At 70.6% G+C, this 3,604-nt stretch carries 4 protein-coding genes; 3 read left to right on the top strand and 1 reads right to left on the bottom strand.

All coding sequences use genetic code 11. The features are described 5' to 3' along the window. A partial coding sequence (locus tag VR45_RS11120) for a condensation domain-containing protein (protein ID WP_234325937.1) occupies nucleotides 1-894 on the top strand: 894 nt, incomplete at its 5' end. 65 nt (nucleotides 895-959) lie between these two features. Here the strand turns inward: VR45_RS11120 and VR45_RS11115 are convergent. After that, a complete protein-coding gene (locus tag VR45_RS11115; RefSeq protein ID WP_045939542.1) occupies nucleotides 960-1,955 on the bottom strand; it encodes an aldo/keto reductase in 996 nt (331 codons plus the stop codon). A 461-nt stretch (nucleotides 1,956-2,416) separates the two neighbouring features. On the opposite strand from VR45_RS11115, the gene VR45_RS11110 reads away from it, so the two are divergent. Both VR45_RS11110 and VR45_RS11105 read left to right on the top strand, forming a co-directional pair. Continuing rightward, on the top strand, nucleotides 2,417-2,776 hold the full coding sequence (locus VR45_RS11110; RefSeq protein ID WP_159394184.1) for a hypothetical protein: 360 nt from the start codon (nucleotides 2,417-2,419) through the stop codon (nucleotides 2,774-2,776). 564 nt (nucleotides 2,777-3,340) lie between these two features. Then, nucleotides 3,341-3,604: hypothetical protein (locus VR45_RS11105; protein WP_199925928.1), on the top strand; the 264-nt coding region annotated here is incomplete at its 3' end.

The raw sequence follows: 3,604 nt of genomic DNA, 5'->3' as shown, positions 1-3,604 counted from the left end.
CTCTGCGTGCACCACCTGGTGATCGACGGGGAGTCGATACCGGTCCTGCTCGCGGAACTCGACCGCTACTGCGCGACCCCGGACCGGCCGCGACCGGTCGTCCAGTACCGCGAATTCGCCGCCCACCAGCGGGAGCAGCGGGACAGCGCCTCCTGGCACACCGATCTGGCGTACTGGGAGTCGGCCCTGGAGGGAGCGTCTGCGGACACGCCGCTGCCCGCGCCGGACCGGCCGGAGCCGAACGGAGCGTTCCGACTGCCCCTGCCCGCAGGGCTACTGGACTCGCTGCGCGTGGTGCAGTCCGAGCACGGCGTCAGCTGGTTCATGGTGGCCGCCACCGCGCTGGCGGTGTCCCTGCACCGGTGGACCGGCCTCGACGACGTCACCTTCGGATCCCCGACGGCGAACCGCAACCACCCCCGGTTCGCCGAACTGTTCGGCCCGAGCCTCAACACGGCGGTGCTCCGCTCCGGGGTGACCGCGGACAGCACCGTGCTGGACGTACTGCTGCGGATGCGCCGCGAGGCCCTGGGCGCGCTGGAGCACCAGGCCGTCGAGTTCGACGACGTGCTCAACCGGCTGAAGCCCGCCCGGCGGTTCGGGTACACCCCTTACGTGAACGTCACGCTGAACATGAACCTGCTGGACGACCACGCCGCCGTGCTGGACGGAACGCGGCTGACACCGCTACTGATCGACGAACTGCGCAGCGACTACGCCAAGTTCGGCCTGACGGTGACCATGGTGCAACTGGACGGCCAACTGATCGGCCTGGTGTCCCACCGCGGGGACCAGCTCGGGGCCGAAGGCGCCCGGGACCTGGCCGACCACCTCGCCGGCCTGCTGACCCGGTTCCCCGAGGCCCTGAACGAACCGGTCCTGCCGCGGGGTTGAGCCGACACGACGACGGGGGCGGGTGACGGCTCACCGCCGCCACCCGCCCCCGTCACGGCGACCGCTCAGTGCTGGCCGGGCAGTTCGGTGATCGGGTGTCCGGAGACCTCGTGCGGCTGGTACGGCTCCTCGAGGAAATTGATCTCGTCGGCGTCGAGTTCCACGTCCAGCGAGTCGATGGCGTCCTGGAGATGGCTCATCTTCGTGGCGCCGACAATGGGCGAAGTGACCGCCGGCTTGGAGAGCAACCACGCCAGCGCGAGCTGTGCCATCGGCAGTTCACGTTTGGCGGCCAATTGTCCGAGCCGGTCGACGATTTCGCGGTCGTTGTCCCGGTAGAGAATTTTTCCGAACTCGTCGGTCTCGCTCCGGGTGCTGACGCTGTCCCATTTCCGCGCGAGCCGCCCCCGGGCCAGCGGACTCCAGGGAATGACGCCGACGCCCTGGTCCTCGCACAGCGGCATCATTTCCCGCTCTTCCTCGCGGTAGATGAGATTGTAGTGGTTCTGCATGGTGCTGAAACGCGTCCAGCCGTTTCGCTCCGCGGTGTACTGGGCTTTGGCGAACTGCCAGGCCCACATCGACGACGCGCCGATGTGCAGCGCCTTTCCCGCCTTCACCACATCGTGCAGCGCCTCCATGGTGACCTCGATCGGCGTCACCGGGTCCCACCGGTGGATCTGGTAGAGGTCGACGTAGTCGGTGCCGAGCCTGCGCAGACTGTTGTCGATCTCGGTCATGATCGCCTTGCGGGACAGCCCCACGCCGTTCGGCCCGGGCCGCGTCCGTCCATTGACCTTGCTCGTCAGCACGATCTCGTCACGACGGCCGTATTCCCGGAGAATCTGACCGACGATCCGCTCGCTGCTCCCGGCGGAGTAGACGTTCGCGGTGTCCACGAAGTTCACCCCGGACTCCAGGGCGTGCAGCATCATGGGCCGGGCCTGGTCGAGGTCCAGGGTCCAGCCGTGGACACCCTTGCCGGGTGTTCCGAAACTCAGGGCGCCCAGGCAGATCCGCGACACATCCATGCCGGTCGAGCCCAGCTTGACGTACTTCAAGATGTTCCTCCTACGACGGGATCAGTGGCGGAACGAACAACACTTCATGGTGGCAAGGCCGCAGACTTCCCCGCAAGGCTTCGATCGATTCCGGCCGACAATGCCACCCCCTTTCGCGTAAAGCCGCCCGAGGCCGCGAAACCGGTCCGCCCGATTCCCCTCCATTCCCTTCACAAGGAATCCGGGACGTCACCGTGCCGATCCCGGTACCGCCCCGCCCCGCCCTCGGTCGCGGTGCGTCCGCTCCGCGACCGGATCGAGCGGCGCGGTCGACCATGACCGTCCGTCAGCTTCTCGACAGCTCCGAGTACGCGGCCTCCTCCACCCCGGGCGAGCCCGGCCGCCTGGCGTCGGACGGCCCCCGTCACTTCCTCGGAGCCCTGCCACAGCTCGCAGTTGGCGGTTCGGGAGCCGGGCCGTACCGTGTGCGGGTGGATGAGATGCCAGTCCCGACGGCGGGTATGACGATCAGTGTTCGGACGCGGCAGGACGTGGTGGTCGTCGACCCGGAACGCTTTGTCGCTTCGGCCCGCGCGGCGTACCGCGAAGCTTTCCCCGAGATCACCGAGGAGAGGGCGGCCGAGGACATCCGCGATGTCTACGACGCTGTCTGGGCCCTGCTGGACCGCTTCGGTCGGCTCGCGGCCGACGCCCCGGCGTCCGCCGGACTTCCCGGCCGGAGACTTATGGACCGCCCCGACGGGCTCTCCCCTGCGGGCGAGCGCCGGCAGATCGTGCTGAACGATCCGCGACCACTGCAGGACTACGGCTGCTTCATGCCGGAGGAGTACGACCCGTTCGCCGTCCCGCCGGGGGCGTGACGGCGAACGGGCCCGAGCCCTCGTCCGTGAGCGGCGGGGCGCTACCGAGTCGCGCCACCGGTCACCGGGACGGCTCGACCGCCGGACGAGGAAGCGAGTTCCTCGCCCCGCCGCAGTGGGACGGTCGCTTCGGCGAAGCGGTCGAAGTAGGCGCCGTCGAGGGGAGGCGGGGTCATGCCTGCTGCCCGGAGGGCGTCCCAGGTGGCCGTGCTGCCGATCCGGGGCGGGCAGTACCGCGGGTCGGGTNCACCAGGTGCCGGCCGGGACCGAGCGCGATCGACACGCCGAGCGGCCCCCGCTCCACCAGCCCCGTCCGCCGGGTGCTCCGCACAGCGCCGGCCACCCTATGGCGCGGCCACCGCCGCGTCGGCCTCCCGCACACATCCGACGGGTCCTCAGCGATGCCTGCCTCCGTGTCGGCAGCGCGGGTGAGGTCCCGGTGGCCGGCCGGTGGAAGGGCGGTCCGGCCGGACGGGTGAAACCCCGCCACCGGCGGGTGAGCCGGACGTGCTCCGGGAACGGCCGGAGCGGTTGACTGGGGCCCTCTCCTCGGGAAGGTTCGGCATGCGGCGTGCGCCTCGGCACTGGCACTCCGTGGCCCGGTGTGCCGTGACGGCGCTGCTGGGCGCCGCGCTGGTCCTGCTGGGCGGGGCGGATGCCGCAGAGGCCCGGCCGTGGGTGGCCGGCTCGCACTGCGTCACCGCCCAGGAGGCCCCCGCCGGGGGAGGTGAACCGCTGCCGCTGGCCGCCCCGGGCACCGACGAGTGCCCCGAACCCGCCGAGCGTCGCCGCAGCCCGGGAGCCGTCCCGCTCCATGCCGGCGCCCAC

The organism is Streptomyces sp. NRRL S-495 (assembly GCF_000966955.1).
In the GTDB taxonomy this organism is placed as follows: domain Bacteria; phylum Actinomycetota; class Actinomycetes; order Streptomycetales; family Streptomycetaceae; genus Kitasatospora; species Kitasatospora purpeofusca.
This window is presented reverse-complemented; position numbering and strand designations above follow the sequence as displayed.

Bases quoted from the DNA above. Each gene is read 5' to 3' on its own strand.
- VR45_RS11110 (WP_159394184.1), top strand. From the start codon at position 2,417: ATGACGATCAGTGTTCGGACGCGGCAGGACGTGGTGGTCGTCGACCCG.